This is a genomic window from Variovorax sp. VRV01 (assembly GCF_014852545.1).
Taxonomy (GTDB): domain Bacteria; phylum Pseudomonadota; class Gammaproteobacteria; order Burkholderiales; family Burkholderiaceae_C; genus Variovorax; species Variovorax beijingensis_A.
In genome coordinates, this window is sequence record NZ_JACVBS010000050.1 from 1 (window position 1) to 986 (window position 986).

At 64.3% G+C, this 986-nt stretch carries 1 protein-coding gene; it reads right to left on the bottom strand.

From position 1 onward, the window contains the following. Window positions 1-902 (bottom strand): IS110 family transposase (locus IB278_RS33530; protein WP_192328817.1); only part of this gene is annotated, 902 nt, incomplete at its 3' end. Window positions 903-986 lie beyond the last annotated feature (84 nt).

Genomic DNA, 986 nt, shown 5'->3' on the forward strand with positions numbered 1-986 from the left:
ATGGCGTTGAGGATGATGAGCAGCTTGTGCATGCATGCCACCAAGGCGACCTTCTTTGGCTTGCCTGCGGCCAGCAGGGCCGCATAGAAGGCCTTGAGCACGGGATTGAATCGCGTGCCTACCAAAGCGGCGACGTACAGCACGCGGCGCACGTCCGCGCGTCCACCGAAGATGTGACGCTGTCCGCGCAAGGTGCCCGAGTCGCGGTTGACTGGAGCCAGGCCCACCAGGGAAGTGATCTGCTTGCGGTTGAGCTTGCCCAGTTCGGGCAATTGCGCCAGCAGGGTGCTGGCCGTGGTCGGCCCCACCCCCTTGACCGAGGTCAGCAAACGCGCCAGGTCTGCGTGATGTGCGTGCACGTGCTCGCGCAGCTCGCCGTCCATGTCGTGAAGCTGGGCGGCAATGGCATCCATGATCGCCAGGATGCTGGCCTTGGCCTTCGGATGAGCCAGTGCAAGGCGTTGGCGTTCGGCCACGAGCATGGCCACCAGCTGGCGTCGGCGGGCCACCATGGCGGTGAGCTCACGCTGCTGCTCGTCGGCCAGCGCGCGTGGCTCATGGCCCTGGGCGTCCAGCAGTTCGGCGAATCCGCGAAGCATCTGCGCGTCGATTCGATCGGTCTTGGCCAGCTTGCCCATACAGCGCGCGAAGTCGCGCGCCTGTCGCGGGTTGATGACCGACACGCGCAGACCAGCGGCTGCCAGCGCGAGCGCCAGACCCTGCTCATGGCCACCGGTGGCCTCCAACAGGATCAGGCGAGGTGCCAGCGGCACGAGCACCTGACACAACTCGGCATGACCGGCCTCGTCGTTGCCCAGGTTCAAGGTCTGTGTCTCGCCACTGGCGGCCACCTCGAAGCTGGCCTTGGCGATGTCGATGCCTACGTAGACAGGTTCACTCATGACAGTTCTCCGGCTCCCAGCCTTATGAATACGAAATGTGTTCGATCAACCATTCGGGATGCAGCAGAACAAAGAGACCACCAC